The organism is Kluyvera sp. 142486, assembly GCF_046569695.1.
GTDB lineage: Bacteria > Pseudomonadota > Gammaproteobacteria > Enterobacterales > Enterobacteriaceae > Kluyvera.
This window is the reverse complement of sequence record NZ_JBKHUI010000010.1, coordinates 155,197-172,163: the sequence shown is the minus strand read 5'-3', so window position 1 is coordinate 172,163 and position 16,967 is coordinate 155,197. Positions and strand designations below refer to the sequence as shown.

Below are 16,967 nucleotides of genomic sequence, written 5' to 3'. Positions count from 1 at the left end.
GCGCCTGTAAGTGCCAGATGAACCGGCCTACGGGACATTGTTGTCGGCCCGGCAGCGCGAACGCTGCCGGGTACCGTGTGGTTATGACGATTTACGCACGCGCAGATACCATTCGCACAACAGGCGAACCTGTTTGCGGGTATAGCCTTTTTCCATCATCCGGTCGACAAAGTCGTCGTGCTTTTTCTGCTCATCGGTTGAGGTCTTCGCGTTAAACGAAATTACCGGCAGCAGCTCTTCGGTATTGGAGAACATTTTCTTCTCAATAACGGTGCGCAGCTTCTCGTAGCTCGTCCAGTTCGGGTTGCGGCCGTTGTTGTGGGCGCGCGCGCGCAGCACAAAGTTGACTATCTCATTACGGAAGTCTTTCGGGTTGCTGATCCCGGCAGGCTTCTCAATTTTCTCCAGTTCAGCGTTCAGCGATTCACGGTCGAACAGCTGTCCGGTATCCGGGTCGCGGTACTCCTGGTCCTGAATCCAGAAGTCGGCGTAGGTGACATAACGGTCGAAAATGTTCTGCCCATATTCCGAGTAGGATTCGAGGTACGCGGTCTGGATCTCTTTGCCGATAAACTCGGCGTATTTCGGGATCAGATAGCCTTTCAGGAACTCCAGGTAACGCTCTGACTGCTCCTGTGGGAACTGCTCGCGTTCGATCTGCTGCTCCAGCACGTAGAACAGATGCACCGGGTTTGCCGCCACTTCGGCGTGGTCGAAGTTGAACACGCGAGACAGGATCTTAAAGGCGAAACGGGTCGAGAGACCGTTCATCCCTTCGTCCACGCCCGCGTAGTCGCGATACTCCTGGTAGGACTTCGCTTTCGGGTCGGTATCTTTCAGGCTCTCCCCGTCGTACACGCGCATTTTCGAGTAAATACTGGAGTTTTCCGGTTCTTTCAGACGCGAAAGAATCGAGAAGCGTGACAGGGTTTCCAGCGTGCCCGGTGCGCAAGGCGCATGGGTCAGTTCACTGTTGTTAAGCAGTTTTTCGTAAATTTTGATCTCTTCGGAGATGCGTAAGCAGTAAGGCACCTTGACGATGTACACACGGTCGAGAAACGCCTCGTTGTTTTTGTTATTACGGAAGGTGACCCACTCGGATTCGTTCGAGTGCGCCAGGATAATGCCGTTAAAGGGCAGGGCGGAGATCCCTTCGGTCCCGTTGTAGTTACCTTCCTGGGTGGCCGTCAGCAATGGATGCAGCACCTTGATAGGCGCTTTAAACATCTCGACGAACTCCATAACCCCCTGGTTGGCGCGGCACAGCGCACCGGAGTAGCCATAGGCATCCGGGTCGTTCTGCGCGAAGTGTTCCAGTTTACGGATATCAACTTTACCGACCAGCGCGGAGATATCCTGGTTGTTTTCATCGCCCGGTTCGGTTTTGGCTATCGCAATCTGTTCAAGGATCGACGGCCAGACTTTTACCACGCGGAATTTGGTGATATCGCCGCCGAATTCGTGCAGACGTTTTGCGGCCCATGGCGACATAATGGTGCCCAAATAGCGGGTTGGCACGCCATACTCTTTTTCCAGAATCTGCGCGTCTTCCTGCGGATTAAACAGGCACAGCGGGTGATCGTTAACCGGGCTGCGCTCGCCGTTGGCGCTCAGCACGTAAATAGGCACGCGCTGCATCAGCGCTTTAAGACGCTCTGCCAGCGAGGATTTACCGCCGCCGACCGGGCCCAATAAGTAGAGGATTTGTTTCTTTTCTTCCAGCCCCTGGGCGGCATGTTTCAAATAGGAGACGATCTGTTCAATCGCTTCTTCCATGCCGTAGAATTCTTCGAACGCCGGATAGCGCCCGATGACTCGGTTCGAAAAGAGACGGGAAAGCCGCGGTTCCTGGGCAGTATCAACCATTACAGGCTCGCCGATAGCGGTTAATAGCCGTTCTGCTGCGTTAGCATAGGCACTGCGATCTTGCCGACAAATGGTAAGAAACTCCTGCAGTGTGAACTCTTCGTCCTTGGCAGCTTCATAGCGCTGGCGATAGTGATCGAATATATTCATGGCATGCCGTCCTTTCGTTTTTTTAGCACAGGTTAAGAGCCGTTGGTATGAATAATGGGGGCTCCCGGAAGAGGTAAGCCGAACGACGCTCACTCCTTATCCAGCAACCCGTGTGCCAGGTTGTCGGACGATTAACGGTAACGTGCGCTGCGATTACACCTTCTAAAATTAAGCGTAGATGGCATTTGCAAAACTTGCATGGCGAGAAAAACGATTTTCAATGACATATCAATAACTCATCAAAAAATACGGGCATTAATTCTTTTAATATTTTTTACGCTTTCATAGTGCTGTCACGTATTTGCAAGCGTGCTGCCATCTTTACGCGAGATAATGACCAGTCATATTCTGATATCACAGGTAAAAAATTTGTCGTAAGACAGTGTGAAAGGTAAACTTCAGCCCGCTGAAATGTTGAAAAAAGGAATGACAGATTGTGAATCGAATCAAACTTCTAGCTTTAGGGGTCCTGATTGCCACTTCTGCTACCGCAGTACAGGCGGAAAGTAAGCTGACTCTGGGTGCGGGTGTCGGGATTGTTGAGCATCCATATAAGCAGTACGACCATGATGTGTACCCTGTACCAGTTATCAGCTATGAAGGGGATAACTTCTGGTTCCACGGTCTCGGCGGCGGCTACTATCTGTGGAACGACGGCACTGACCAACTCTCGGTAATGGGCTACTGGTCTCCGATGTACTTCAAGCCGGGTGACAGTGATAACAGCCAACTGCGTCGACTGGATAAGCGTAAATCTACCGTGATGGCGGGCGTTTCCTGGATGCACCACACGCAGTATGGTTCGCTGCGTACCGCGCTTTCTGGTGATATTCTGGATAACAGTAACGGCATGGTGTGGGATACAGCATGGGTCTATCGTTACACCAACGGCGGCCTGACCTTAACGCCGGGCATCGGTGTTGAGTGGAACAGCGAAAATCAGAACCAGTACTACTACGGCGTTTCTCATCATGAAGCGGCGAAAAGCGGCCTGAGAAGCTACGACCCAAGCAACAGCTGGAGCCCATATCTCGAGCTGACTGCGAACTATCGCTTCGCCGGTAGCTGGAGTGTTTACGGTACCGCGCGCTATACCCGTCTGTCTGATGAAGTTACCGACAGCCCGATGGTGGACAAGAGCTGGACCGGGTTACTTTCTACTGGTGTGACCTACACCTTCTAAATTATCCTGAATTTCAGGATGATGAACCCCAACGCATCGCGCGTCGGGGTTGCACTACTCAAGAGCCTTATCGTGGTGCACTGCACCGTGGTGGGGCTTTTTTATTTAAAGGCGTATTTCACCCCCATCATAATCGACGCATCGCTATAGCTGTGGTCGCCCACCTGCACGGCGGTACCGCCCCATAGATTCAGCGACGGGGAAATTTGACCCTGCACGCCGAGCTTCAGTTGCGCAATGTTGGTCGCGCCTTCCTGACGAATCGACGTATTGCCCATGCGGATTTCGGCAAAATGGGTGTTGTGCAGCCAGTCGGCTTCAACGTATGGCTTGAACTCACGCCCTTTGCCGTCGTCCTCGGTACGATGACCGCGTAAATAGAGGCGCATCCCCAGACGAGACTGCAGGTTGCCTTTGCTATTGTCTTTCACCTGCGTACCGTTTGCTTCGGTATGGTTCGGACTTTTTACCCCCATCCACGTGAGCTGAGCCTGCGGTTCAAGATAGATAGCCTGACGTGGCTGCTCCCGCAGCAGCATGTTATAGCCCGTTTCCACCGAGGCGGTGAAGCCGCGGCTGTTATAGGTTTCACGCTGCAATTCATCGCCGATGACCCGGTTAGTAAACCAGTTGTAGTTCACCCAACTGTCGAGGTACAGGCCTTGTCGGCTGACCGCGTTCTGATACCAGGTGCTGTATGCACCTACGCTATAGCCTGCCATATGGCTGCGCGAACGGTAGCCGGTCAGTGATGATGACGATAATCCTGAGACATTCCCGTAGCCTGCCATCAGCCCCGCGCCCCAGCGGTCGTCGCCGTTGCGGCTGGCGTGCCAGAACTCATTACCCATCTGAGCCACATAGCGGTTGGCACGAGAGCGAATCTGCCCGCCTGCCGCGCGTGAACGGTTTTGTCCGCCTTCCTGACGCAGCCAGAAGGTGCTTGCCAGGGCAGAGCGTTGCGCGCCCTGTGCCGTATACTCAGTGGCCCCTTCACGATCGTCCAGCGCCAGGCTGAAGAGGGTATTGGCGGCGGCCAGGTTGACCAGATAACTCCCGGCTTCCGGGCGATACTGTGGCGTCACCGGGGTGGTGTTGATTGAGGTCAGATACCAGTTCTGCCCTTTTTGCACCAGGCTGTAATCCCATGGGCCTGCAACCACACGGTTCGCCTGGACGAAAGCGCCGGCAGCGGATTGCCCGCCTACGCTGATAACCTCAATCCCCTGATTCGTCTGAGCGCCGAGGCCGCCCACGTTATTGACCGTGACGCGCGTGGTACCGGAGGTATCGCCCGCGATGCTGAGATGATCGGTTTGCGAAGCATCATCGCCTAGCACGGTATTGAGATTCAGCGTGCTATCGCTGCCGCCGCGATAGTTACCGCTGACATCCAGCTTATTGCCCGCATGCAGCAGGCTGCGTGATAGCGTTGCGCTGCCGCTGTTGTTAAGGTCACCGTTAACCGTAAAGGTTGCGTCGGTGTCATCGCTCTCGGTGGGTGAACCCACGGTCAGTGAACTGCCATCTTCAAGGGTTGTGCTGCCGACACTGCCAGTACCAGAGAGGGCGGTGGCGCTTTGCGCCGTTACCGTACTTTGGAGTGAACCCGTCACATCCATACTGCCTTCGGCAAGCGTGGTTTCACCGTTAAAGGTGCTGTCGCCGGTAAGCGTCAGCGCCCCAGAACCTTGTTTGGTGAAGTTCCCGCTGCCGGTGATACCCTGATCTATGGTGGAGTGGTAACCCTGGGTATCCAGCGTACCACCAGCGCTGCCGATAGCGACCGGGCGTGACGCGTCCAGTGAGACGTTGTCGAGCAACTGGAGCGTACCGCCGTCGAAGGTCAGTGCGCTTCCGGCCTGGCCGAGGCTATCGGCTTTGGCAACCTGTAAAACGCCGCCTTTCAGTGTCCAGGGCGTAACCGAATCGGTACTGTTTTTCAAAAGCCAGGTGCTGCCGTCCTCTTTGCTGAAGTGGTCGAAGCCCTGATACTGGGCGCTGTCACCAATATTCGCGGCATCAAACTCCGCGTTACGGTCACCGCCAAGGATCAGCGTATCATCACCGTCACCCGCGCTCACGTCGCCCACCACGTTATAGCCGGCATGCAGGGCCAGCGAGTTGGTGCCGGAGGTAAACATCACGGCCTGGGAGCGGGTGGTGCCGTCCTGGCTCATCCCGCCCTGAAGCGTCCCGCTGTTGATGATGGTCATATCGCTACCGTACACGCCGATACCGCCCGCACCCGCACTGCCGGTGGCAGTACCCGCATTACCGCCGCTACCGCCAGAAATGATACCGGTGTTATCAAGCGTGCCGCCGCCAGCCTCGATATGTACGCCGTCACCGCCGCTGCCGCCGTCAGCCTGGCCACCGCCGCCGCCGCGATTCCCAGTTCCGCCGACAATCGTACCGTCGTTAGTCACCGTTCCGCCCGCGCCAATCAGCACGCCATTGCCCCCTTGACCGCCGACGCCACCGTTACCGGCGTTGCCGCCACCGCCGGTGCCGCCCATGCCGCCGTGAATCGTGGCGCTGGCAGCGTTGGTAACGGTACCTTTACCGTTAATAGCCAGCCCGTTACCGCCCTGGCCGCCGGTCCCGCCGTCGGCGTTAGTCCCGTTAGCGTTGGCCCCCGCGCCGCCGTCGCCGCCGGTAAACTCACCCTTGTTAATCACATCGCCCGCGCCGGTAATGTTCACGGCGGTACCGCCAACGCCGCCGACACCACCGCCCCCCGCAGAGTCATCGCCGCCTTTACCGCCCAGGACTTTCCCAGACGTTTCGTTGGTCACATTACCCTGCTGGGTGATATCAATCCCGGTGCCGCCAACGCCGGAGTCGCCGCCGCGGGAGGTTGTCAAGTTACCGCTGCCGCCGCCACGGTTGCCCGCGCCGCCTATCACGTTACCGAAGTTAGAGACCGTACCGCCGTTTTCCAGCGCGATACCGATGCCGCCGTTACCGCCGTCACCGCCATCGCCGCCGCTGAGATTCAGGCCGCTGCTGTTGGAGTTACCGCCGCCGCCGGTCCCGGCATAGCCGCCGATGACCTCGCCACCCACCTGGTTGGTGATGGTGCCGCTGTTAACCACGGTGATCCCGCTGCCGCCGTTGCCGCCGATGGCGCCATAGCCGACAACGCCGGTACCCTGACCGGCCTCAACCGCGCCGCCGTTGCCGCCATTGCCACCGATACCGCCCGTAATTTTGCCGTTATTGGTGATGGAACTGGTATCACTGAGCCATACGCCATTACCGCCGTTGGCGGCTTTACCGCCCGTACCGCCAACGCCGGTGACCGTGGTGTTCTGCTGGCTGTTAGCATTGGCCGCCAGACCACCGGTAGCGCCGTTACCGCCGCTGATGGTGCCGCTATTCGTAATGTTGCCGCCCTGAGTTGCAGTAACGCCGTCACCGCCTTCACCGCCTGCGCCGCCGCTGCCGGCATGGATAGTGATGCCGTTGCTGGTTTTGTCGCTCGCGCTGGCGCTACCGGTATTCCCCCCGGTGCCGCCATTACCGCCGTTTATTGTCCCGCTATTGTCGTAGCTGCCGCTGGTGGTGAGCAGCACGCCGCTCCCTCCGCCGCCGCCATCACCGCCGTTGCCGCCGTTGCCCGCATCGGCGACGTCCGTGGTGTTGGAGCCGCCGTTACCGCCGCGCCCACCGTTGCCACCCTGAATGGTGCCGTCGTTTTGTGTCGGTCCAGTACCGTCCATTACGGCTCCAGCAGCACCGCCGCCACCGCCACCGCCGGCAGCACCGGCACCGCTGTTGGCGACGCGGTCAGGCTCCTGGTGAATCCCGCCGTTACCGGCGGCGATCTGACTGCCGCTCAGGTTACCGGCTTCACCGCTTTGCCCATCACTGCTCGCCTGTCCACGCCCCCCAGCGCCGCCTGCGCCGCCGTGGCCACCGGCACCGGTCACTAAATCCATATCACCACCTCGGCCGCCCTGAGCGCTGGCATCAGGGGTTGCGGCACTGCCGTCAGCGCCATCGGCAGCATTCGCCCCGACTGGCGCCAGGGCATATAGCGCAAGTCCCATGGTGAGAGCCAGGGTGCTACGCCGAAAGGGAAGCGTGTGAAAAACAGGCATGATTATCCTCGACAAAAAACAAAAATAATGTTGTTAAGCGCTGCGGGGCTGACGGTGAATCAGGCATTCAAGCATCGAAATTCCGCGCAGTAGATAAGGGAGTTAGAGTGAGGTTTATCTAGATGAATGTTGTGACTATTTAAAAATTACTAGTGTATTTTTGTTGTGATGTAAGAATATCACCTAATAATAATCCTATTTCAGGATGTTTCAGGCTACTTGATCCAGGCGGTGTTACCGGTAACTTTACTGGATTAAATAAGTTCGTTGATGTGCGGTAGAAGAAAAGCGCCGGGCAATGTGCTATTGCCCGGCAAGAGAGAGGGGGAGGGGATTAGCGTTTAACGACGCGGATGGTCTGGCTCAGGCGAGCCGGTTTTTCTTCGGTGGCTTTCTGCGTTGCGCTGGCGCAGGCGGTTTCGACGCAGACGAAGGTTTTGTAACCATCATCCGGCATATCGGCCATGCTGACGGACAGCGCTGGGCCTGGGTTCCAGCCAACAACGTTGACGTGGTGATGATGGATGACGTCGATGGTGCGGTTCAGAGAAGTATCGCTGATCACGCTACATGCTTCCGGGTTCAGGTACACGCGGTCGGTACGATCCGGGAAGGTCTGAACGCCGTCGCTCAGTTCGCCAATTTCAGCGTTCTGCACTTTGTCGATATAACGGTCGCCGAGGCCGCTGACTTTCACCGCGTGAATATCACCAACGTTGAAATAAGTGTGCAGCGCGGTGGTAGTTTCGAACTCACCGTGCGCTTCCAGCTCCATCTCGCAGGTTTTACCCAGCTTGAAGCGAGCGAGCAGAGAGAACTCGTGCGGCCAGTATTGACGGGTTGCATCGCTGCTTTTCAGTTCGAAGGTCAGCACTACGCCGTTGTCGTCTTCGTTATGGGCTTTCAGCTCCCACGGCAGGTTACGGGCAAAGCCGTGCGCCGGGAAACCTTGCTGTGCCGCTGGGCCGAACCACGGCCAGCAGATCGGTACGCCGCCGCGCAGCGCCACGCCGTCTTTGAACGGAGTGTTGTTGCTCAGCCACAGTACTTCTTCTTCGCCCGCTGGTTTCCAGGAGAGCAGGTGCGCGCCCTGGAAGGCAAGGGAGGCTTTCACTTTTGGGTGGTCGACAACGATAAGCTCCAGCTCATCAAGCTGACGGCGAGAGAGGACAGGGGTAAGCTGTTCAATGACCGGGAGAGCGAAAATTGTGTTAATCATGATGCAATCCTTGGTGTTTTAAGTTTTTTGACCATAAAAAAAGGCGACCGAAGTCGCCTTTTTGGATCAGATTCTCATCTCAACTTATTTGGAGATGTGAGCGATCAGGTCCAGTACTTTGTTAGAGTAACCAGTTTCGTTGTCGTACCAGGAAACCAGTTTAACGAAGTTGTCGTTCAGAGCGATACCAGCTTTAGCATCGAATACGGAAGTGCAAACTTCACCGTTGAAATCGGTAGATACAACGTCGTCTTCGGTGTAGCCCAGAACGCCTTTCATTGCGCCTTCGGAAGCAGCTTTGATTGCTTTCTTAATTTCTTCATAAGAAGCAGCTTTTTCCAGACGAACGGTCAGGTCAACTACGGATACGTTAGGGGTTGGAACGCGGAACGCCATACCAGTCAGTTTGCCATTCAGTTCTGGCAGTACTTTACCTACTGCTTTAGCAGCACCGGTAGAGGATGGGATGATGTTCTGAGCTGCGCCGCGGCCGCCGCGCCAGTCTTTGTGAGACGGGCCATCAACGGTTTTCTGAGTAGCGGTGGTCGCGTGAACAGTAGTCATCAGACCTTCGATGATGCCGAAGTTGTCGTTGATAACTTTAGCCAGCGGTGCCAGGCAGTTGGTGGTGCAGGATGCGTTAGAAACGATGTCCTGGCCTTCGTATTTGTCAAAGTTAGCGCCTTTAACAAACATAGGGGTGTTGTCTTTGGAAGGACCAGTCAGAACAACTTTTTTCGCGCCAGCAGCAATGTGCTTACGAGCGGTTTCGTCAGTCAGGAACAGACCAGTTGCTTCAGCAACAACGTCAACGCCTGCTTCGTTCCACTTCAGGTTAGCCGGATCACGCTCAGCGGTAACACGGATTTTTTTACCGTTAACGATCAGATGACCGTCTTTCACTTCAACGGTACCGTTGAAACGGCCGTGAGTGGAGTCATATTTCAGCATGTAAGCCATGTAGTCTGCGTCTAACAGATCGTTGATTGCAACGATCTCGATGTCAGAACGTTCCTGAGCAGCACGGAAAACAATGCGACCGATACGGCCAAAACCGTTGATACCTACTTTGATAGTCATATATTCCACCAGCTATTTGTTAGTGAATAAAAGGTTGCCTGTAAAATTACAAAAACCTTACGCAGCGTCAAGCGGAATCGTGTCAATCATTGCGACAAATCAATCCTCTGCCTAAGCTTTGGTCGACTGACGTGTCTCACTCTTCCTATGAGCTTGAAACCACATGAGGGCGGCGCCGGGGATTTTAAAGGGCGCAGAAGATAAAAATGTGATTCAGGTCACAATTACCCGGCTGCCTTTTCACGCCGATTAAGTTTAGAACAAAAGTTCAGGCTTCATTGTTAATGTTTTGTTAGAATCGTCTGGCGAATGTATTTTTCATAGTGAGATGTGAGCAAAATGGTGAAGAAACCCACCCCAGAAGAACTGAAAAATACCCTCAGTGAAATGCAGTTCTATGTCACCCAGAAACATGGCACAGAACCGCCGTTTACCGGGCGTTTACTGCACAATAAGCGCGATGGGATTTACCACTGCCTGGTGTGTGACGCGCCGTTATTTCATTCCCAAAGCAAGTTTGATTCTGGATGCGGCTGGCCGAGTTTTTATGAGCCGGTGAGCGATACGGCCATCCGTTATCTCAATGATTACTCCCACGGCATGCAACGTACTGAAATCCGTTGTGGAAATTGCGACGCGCACCTTGGGCACGTTTTCCCTGACGGTCCGCAGCCGACTGGCGAACGTTTTTGCGTCAACTCGGCGTCGCTGAGCTTCACGGATGATGAAAACGGTGATGCCACTAAGGGTTGAAGAAACGATTCAGCAAATTATTCCTGAGACAAGGAGCTGGGCATGAGTATTGAGCAGATGATCGAGACGATGACGCCGGAAATTTACCAGCGTCTTGCTACCGCAGTGGAACTGGGAAAATGGCCTGACGGCGTGGCGTTAACCGCGGAACAGAAAGAGAACTGTTTACAGCTGGTGATGCTCTGGCAGTCGCGCAACAATGACGATGCTCAGCACATGACCATCGATACCCAGGGCCAGATGGTGATGAAGAGTAAGCAGCAGTTGAAAGAGGACTTCGGCATTGCACCGAAGCCCATCGCTACCTTCAAACAGCACTAAGCCGCCGCCCACGGTTCAATCAGCTGCGCTTTGGCGTACCAGAGCGCCTCTCTGACCGCCACGGGCCTGTTTAGCAGGCCCAGTGCGTAGAAGCGGTCAGCGATAGTCTGCTGTGCGCGTATTGCCTGCATATCCATCTCACGGGTTTGATGGCTGCGACGCGCCAGCGCGCAGGCCAGCGATCCGCTATCCAGCCCCAGCTCACTTGCCAACAACTGTGCCGCTTCATGACGATGGCGGTCTATAAACTTGCCGGTTTTCACCAGCGCTGCCACGATCCCGGTGATGATCTCTTCGTTATCCTGCGCGTATTGACGACGGGTGATATAAAACTGATGGTTATTGACTCGTCCTTCGCCGGTCGCCAGCACCCGTAGCGTGCCGCTGCGTTCCGCCGCGCTAAGCACCGGGTCCCACATCATCCACGCGTCTGCCGCCAGGTAGTCGCTGGCGGTTAACGGATACTTTGGCGGCGCGTAGACCACCTTCACATCGTCCAGTCCCAGCCCAGCCTCTTCCAGAATCTGTACCAGCAGCCAGTGCACATTGGAACCTTTGTTCAGCGCAATGCGTTTGCCTTTGAGATGCTCCGGCGAGCGGATATCGCTGTCATGCGGCACCACCATCGCGACGCTGCGTGGGGCAGGAGGCTCCCAGGCGACATACAGCAGCGTGTTGTCCTTCGCCTGGGCGAAAATCGGCGGCGCTTCGCCAGTGGTGCCAAAATCTATCTCATCATTACCCAGCGCCTGGAGTAATTGCGGGCCCGCAGGATATTCGCTCCACAGCACATTCACCCCCAAATCAGCGAACGACTGTTCAAGCAGCTGACGCGCCTTCAGCACGCCAAGGTTGCCAAAGCGCTGGTAGCCAATGCGCAGCTCGCGTTCGCGCGGTGCTGGCGGCAGTCGCTCTCCGGGTTTACGCCGCTGCTTAATCACCCCCAGATGTGCCAGCTGTGTACGCAGCGTGTGACGGCTCATGCCGAGCAGCGAGGCTGCCTGGCTTTGGTTGTTATCACTTTGACTCATGGCGGTGTGGATCATTGCCCGCAGCAGACGATCGTACAGCGCGCCGCTGTGCGTCTGAAGCTGACGGCGCATAAAGGCCGTCAGCTCATCGCTCTCTTCCTGCGCAGGCTGGGTGGATGACGCGGCTGACGTAAGCCGCAGATGTTCTGGCAGTAGCCATAAATCGGGGTTCAGCAATACCGCATTATGCAGGGTGTTTTCCAGCTCGCGGATATTACCCGGCCAGGGATAGGCCAGCATCATTGCCAGCGTTTCCGGGGCAATTTTCTGCTCGGTGTGCCCGAGTCGACGGGCATAGAGCTGGATAAAGTGAGCGGCCAGAACCGGGATATCCTGCTTTCGCTGGCGCAGCGGCGGCAGGTTAACGGCGGCGATGTTCAGGCGATAAAAGAGATCCTCGCGGAAGCGACGCTCCTGAATGGCGCGCTGAAGGTCGACGTGCGTTGCGGCAATCACTCGGACGTTGATACGAACGGGCTTATGCGAGCCGACGCGGGTAATTTCCCGTTCCTGAAGCACGCGCAGCAGCTTGACCTGTAGCGCCGGACTCAGTTCGCCAATTTCATCGAGCAGCAGAGTGCCGCCCTCTGCCGCTTCAAACCAGCCCTGATGGCGGTGCGTTGCGCCGCTGAACGCGCCTTTCTCATGACCAAACAGCTCTGATTCCGCCAGTGACTCGGTTAACGCCCCGCAGTTCACCGCCAGAAACGGCGCGTTGGCGCGCGGGCTATGACGATGCAGATAGCGCGCCGCCACCTCTTTACCGGTGCCGGTTTCGCCGATGATAAGCACCGTGGCGTCGGTTGGGGCAAGCCGATTGAGCACCTTCTGAAAGGCTTGAGAGGCTGGGTCGACCAGCTCCGGGCCTGATGACGTGAGTTCTGCGTTGAGCATGGTGAGTCTCCAGCTAATTCCTGTCTGGACGGTATCTTTTGCGCGCTGAATTTGCCAGAGGGGGAAAGATGGGTGCTGTCGCCATTGCAGCAATTTTTGCCGACGCGGTGTTGCATTTGCAACAGCCTTGTCGTGAAAGTGGTTTTTATAACATTATGAATTTAAACACTATTTCCCCTTTATAAAACTGGCATGCATTTCGCTAATCTCTTTATAACTGACTTAAATAACCGCTTCTATAAATACCAAATATAGTTATAAAGGAAATGGATAATGACCGTACAAGCCGCTGAGAGCATCAATATCTTCTGGTTCCTGCCGACCCACGGCGATGGGCGCTATCTGGGCACCACCGAAGGGGGGCGCCCGGTGGATCTTCCCTATCTGCAGCAGGTGGCGCTGGCCGCCGACAGCCTCGGCTACTACGGCGTGCTGATCCCGACAGGTAAAAGCTGCGAAGACTCCTGGCTGGTGGCGGCGGCGCTGGCGCCCATCACCCGAAATTTACGCTATCTGGTCGCTGTTCGCCCAGGATTGCAGCCGCCGACGTTGGCAGCGAGGATGGCGGCCACCCTCGACCGCCTTTCCGAAGGGCGTTTGCTGATAAACGTCGTGACCGGCGGTGACCCGGTGGAAAACAAAGGAGATGGCATCTTCTTGAGCCACAGCGAGCGCTATGAAGTGACCCACGAATTTCTGGAAGTCTACCGTCGCCTGCTGGCCGGGGAAAAAGTGGACTATCACGGTGAACATATTCAGGTAGAGGGGGCGGAAGTGCTGTTCCCGACGGTGCAGCGCAACGGGCCGCCGCTCTACTTTGGCGGCTCATCGCCACAGGCTATCGACGTGGCGGCCGACCATATCGACGCCTATCTCACCTGGGGCGAGCCACCCGCGCAGGTGGCGGAAAAGCTGGCGGTGGTGAAAGCACGCGCCGAAGAGAAAGGACGCACGCTGGAGTACGGCATCCGCCTGCACGTGATTGTACGGGAAACGGAAGAGGAAGCGTGGGCCGCCGCCGACAAACTGATTGCGCACCTGGATGATGAGACTATCGCGCAGGCGCAGCAGATTTTCTCCCGTATGGACTCCACCGGCCAGGCGCGAATGAGCGCGTTGCATAACGGCAACCGCGACAACCTGCGTATTGCGCCGAACCTCTGGGCGGGCGTCGGGCTGGTGCGCGGCGGTGCCGGAACCGCACTGGTGGGCAACCCACAGCAGGTGGCGGAACGTATTCGCGAGTATCAGGCGTTGGGCATCACTAACTTTATTTTCTCAGGCTATCCGCATCTGGAGGAAGCGCACCGCTTTGCCGAACTGGTGATGCCGCTGCTCCCAACCAGCACCCAGCCGCGCTCAGCGAAGGGGCAGCTCAATACCGGGCCGTTTGGTGAAACCATCGGTGGGGCGAAACGTCCGGTCAAACAGGTCAGCGCAAGCTGAAGGGGTGATGCTATGCAGCAACGGATGAGTGAACCCCACGTAGTGATCGTCGGGGGCGGGTTTAGCGGTACGGCAGTCGCCATTCACCTGCTGCGTGAAGCGGCACGGCCGCTGCGGATCAGCATCATCGAACCGCGGGACGGTCTGGGAATGGGCGTGGCCTATTCTGCTACCGACCCCGCACATCGCATTAACGTCCCCGCCGCGCGAATGCAGCTCGCCGGGGATGACGACGGCGCCTTTGACCGCTGGTATCGCCGTCACGGCGACTTTCCACAAGATCCGCAGGCGCAGCTTGCAGACGGCAGCGTCTACCCACAACGCGGTGCGTTTGGCCGTTATCTTCAGGCCATGCTGGCGGCTGAAACCCGTGCGCGTCGCGGCCGCGTGGCACATCTGCAGGACCGCGCCGTTGGCTGGCAGGACGGTCTGGTTGTGACGGAAAAAGGCGAGCGGCTTCGTCCCGATAGCCTGGTGCTGGCGATTAGCCATCCGCCGCCGCAGCTACCGGGAGCCGTCCGCGAACTGGCGACTCACCCTCGACTGATCGCCAACCCATGGCAGAGCGGCGCGCTGACGGCGATCCCCGCCAGCGCACGCGTCGCCATTATGGGTACGGCGCTCAGCATGGGGGACGTAGTGGCCTCGCTGGAACGGCTTGGACATAAGGGCGAGATGATGGCCTTTTCGCGTCACGGGCTGCTCTCGCGGCCCAATGCGCCCATCAATTTGCCCAAGTGGACGGCGGAATATCTGGCAGGCACGCTGCGCCAGCGCCTGGCGCACATCCGCCGGGATATTCGCCGCGCGGCAGAGCAAGGGCTGCCCTGGCAGGTGGTGCTGGACGCGGTACGTAGCCAGGGGCAGCGCATCTGGCAGCAGATGAGCGAGGCGGAGAAGCGGCAGTTTTTACGTCATCTGCGGCGCTTCTGGGACGTGCATCGCTACCGCATTGCGCCGCAGGTATCGCAGGTGATTGCCGAACGCCAACGTGCGGGGCTGCTGCGCGTACAGGCTGCACGGCTAACCGCTGTTGTGATGCAAGGCGACGCGCTACGTCTGCAGTTGCAGTCGCGCGGCGGCCAGCCTCAGTGCGAAACGGTGGACTATCTGGTGTTGACCACCGGGCCTGCGCATAGCCAGTTGATTAGCCGTCAGCCCTTTTTCCGGGCACTTGAACAGGCCGGGATTATCCGCGCCGACGCGCTGGGTATGGGCATTGAGGTGGATGCGCAGTCACAGCCCGCGGGCAGCACATTACCCATCTGGGTCGCCGGTCCAGCGGCGCGCGGGCGCTTTGGCGAACTGATGGGGTTACCGCAGGTAGCGGATCACGCCCAGCGGGTCGCGCAGTCGGTGCTGGAGCGGCTCGACTGTCGCCAGCTCGCGTTATCGTAACTTTACCAACACTATTTTTGCGCCGGGGCATGACCGGGCGTAAGGGGAAAATGCTATGCCATCACAACGTGAAATTCGTCTGAACGCTTTTGATATGAACTGCGTCGGCCACCAATCTCCGGGGCTGTGGGCCCATCCGCGCGACCGCTCCTGGCAGTATAAGGATCTGGATTATTGGGTCGATCTGGCGCGTCTGCTGGAGCGCGGCAAGTTCGACGGCCTGTTTATTGCCGACGTTCTGGGGGTCTACGACGTCTACAACGGCAACGGTGATGCGGCCATTCGCCAGGCTGCGCAGGTACCGGTGAACGACCCGCTGGCGCTGGTGACACCGATGGCGCTGGTCACCGAACATCTGGGCTTTGGCCTGACGGCATCGCTGTCGTTTGAGCACCCGTATCCGTTTGCCCGTCGTCTATCGACGCTGGATCATCTGACCAAAGGGCGCGTAGGCTGGAATATCGTCACCTCTTATCTGGAGAGCGGGGCGCGCAATATCGGCCAGCAGGCGCAGACGGCACATGATGCCCGTTACGACTATGCCGATGAGTATCTGGAGGTTATCTACAAGCTGCTGGAAGGCAGCTGGGAAGAGGGGGCGATTTTGCGAGACCGCGAACGACGCATCTTCAGCGACCCGAAAAAGATTCATGCGATTAACCACCACGGGAAATTTTTCGACGTACCGGGCTACCACCTGTGCGAACCTTCGCCGCAGCGTACGCCGGTGCTCTATCAGGCGGGGGCTTCCAGTCGCGGCAAGCAGTTTGCCGCCAGCCACGCCGAGTGCGTTTTTGTTGCCTCGCCGTCGAAAAGTGCGCTGAAGCGGACGGTGGCGGATATTCGCCATCGTGCTGAAGAGGCCGGGCGCGACCCGCACAGCATCCTGATCTTCAATATGCAGACGGTTATCGTTGGCGAAACCGACAAAGCGGCGCAGGCGAAGTGGCAGGAGTATAAAAACTGGACTAGCTACGAAGGCGCACTGGCGCTGATTTCCGGCTGGACGGGGATTGATTTTGGCCAGTATCAGCCGGATGAGGTCTTTACCTATGCGAAAACCAATGCGATTCAATCGGTAGTCGATACCTTCTCAACCGCCGACCCGGAACGCCAGTGGTCAGTGAAAGCGATGGCAGATTGGGTGGGCATTGGCGGCTTTGGCCCGCTGATGGTGGGTAGCGCCCAGACGGTGGCGGACGAACTGCAATCTTGGGTGGAAGAGACGGACGTGGACGGTTTTAATCTGGCCTACGCGGTGACCCATGAAACGTTCACCGACGTTGTGGATCTCTTAATTCCTGAGCTGCAAAAACGCGGAGTATACAAGCAGGAGTATAGCCAGGGCACATTGCGCGAGAAGCTGTTCGGCGGCAGCGCCAGGTTGCAGGCCCCGCATCCGGGAGCCGGTTACCGTATTCATGAACAAAGCGGGATTTTAACGCCGGTGTGATACCTGAAACCGGTAGCCCGGCCAAGCGAAGCGCCGCCGGGATGGCTCGATGTTTCATCTGGCACTG

The 16,967-nt window shown here is 57.3% G+C and carries 11 protein-coding genes; 6 read left to right on the top strand and 5 right to left on the bottom strand.

From position 1 onward, the window contains the following. Positions 1-81 precede the first annotated feature (81 nt). Entirely contained in the window at positions 82-2,016 is a 1,935-nt protein-coding gene (yeaG, locus tag ACLGE8_RS13085; protein WP_410999039.1) for a protein kinase YeaG, read from the bottom strand. 436 nt (positions 2,017-2,452) lie between these two features. Between yeaG and ACLGE8_RS13080 the strand changes: the two genes are divergently transcribed. Beyond that, positions 2,453-3,199: a MipA/OmpV family protein gene (locus ACLGE8_RS13080; RefSeq protein ID WP_410999037.1), complete on the top strand. Its 747-nt coding sequence runs from the start codon at positions 2,453-2,455 to the stop codon at positions 3,197-3,199. 101 nt (positions 3,200-3,300) lie between these two features. Here the strand turns inward: ACLGE8_RS13080 and ACLGE8_RS13075 are convergent, their stop codons facing one another. From ACLGE8_RS13075 to gapA, 3 genes are all read right to left on the bottom strand, one after another. Continuing rightward, a complete protein-coding gene (locus tag ACLGE8_RS13075) occupies positions 3,301-7,254 on the bottom strand; it encodes an autotransporter outer membrane beta-barrel domain-containing protein (protein WP_410999035.1) in 3,954 nt (1,317 codons plus the stop codon). Between the two features lie 385 nt (positions 7,255-7,639). Next, positions 7,640-8,524 carry a D-hexose-6-phosphate mutarotase gene (locus ACLGE8_RS13070; RefSeq protein ID WP_410999033.1) on the bottom strand — a complete coding sequence of 295 codons (885 nt, stop codon included), beginning with the start codon at positions 8,522-8,524 and terminating at the stop codon, positions 7,640-7,642. 84 nt (positions 8,525-8,608) lie between these two features. Beyond that, on the bottom strand, positions 8,609-9,604 hold the full coding sequence (gene gapA / locus ACLGE8_RS13065; protein ID WP_035894601.1) for a glyceraldehyde-3-phosphate dehydrogenase: 996 nt from the start codon (positions 9,602-9,604) through the stop codon (positions 8,609-8,611). A 339-nt stretch (positions 9,605-9,943) separates the two neighbouring features. Here gapA and msrB point away from each other — a divergent pair, with 339 nt between their 5' ends. Then, the gene (gene msrB / locus ACLGE8_RS13060) at positions 9,944-10,357 is read left to right on the top strand and encodes a peptide-methionine (R)-S-oxide reductase MsrB (RefSeq protein ID WP_220440604.1); all 414 of its coding nucleotides are present in this window, start codon (positions 9,944-9,946) and stop codon (positions 10,355-10,357) included. Between the two features lie 42 nt (positions 10,358-10,399). Next, positions 10,400-10,678 (top strand): YeaC family protein, encoded by a 279-nt coding sequence (locus tag ACLGE8_RS13055; protein ID WP_410999031.1) that lies wholly within the window; start codon positions 10,400-10,402, stop codon positions 10,676-10,678. Here ACLGE8_RS13055 and ACLGE8_RS13050 read toward each other — a convergent pair. Continuing rightward, on the bottom strand, positions 10,675-12,603 hold the full coding sequence (locus ACLGE8_RS13050; protein ID WP_410999029.1) for an aliphatic sulfonate ABC transporter substrate-binding protein: 1,929 nt from the start codon (positions 12,601-12,603) through the stop codon (positions 10,675-10,677). The two genes, ACLGE8_RS13055 and ACLGE8_RS13050, sit on opposite strands and share 4 nt — an antisense overlap. Positions 12,604-12,876: 273 nt before the next feature. Here ACLGE8_RS13050 and ssuD point away from each other — a divergent pair, with 273 nt between their 5' ends. The 3 genes from ssuD to ACLGE8_RS13035 are packed head-to-tail and all read left to right on the top strand — an operon-like array spanning position 12,877 to position 16,900. Then, the gene (ssuD, locus tag ACLGE8_RS13045) at positions 12,877-14,049 is read left to right on the top strand and encodes an FMNH2-dependent alkanesulfonate monooxygenase (RefSeq protein ID WP_410999027.1); all 1,173 of its coding nucleotides are present in this window, start codon (positions 12,877-12,879) and stop codon (positions 14,047-14,049) included. A 12-nt stretch (positions 14,050-14,061) separates the two neighbouring features. Further along, positions 14,062-15,447, top strand: coding sequence for an FAD/NAD(P)-binding protein (locus ACLGE8_RS13040; protein ID WP_410999025.1), 1,386 nt, complete (start codon positions 14,062-14,064; stop codon positions 15,445-15,447). Between the two features lie 55 nt (positions 15,448-15,502). Further along, entirely contained in the window at positions 15,503-16,900 is a 1,398-nt protein-coding gene (locus ACLGE8_RS13035) for an LLM class flavin-dependent oxidoreductase (protein WP_410999023.1), read from the top strand. Positions 16,901-16,967: the final 67 nt, after the last annotated feature.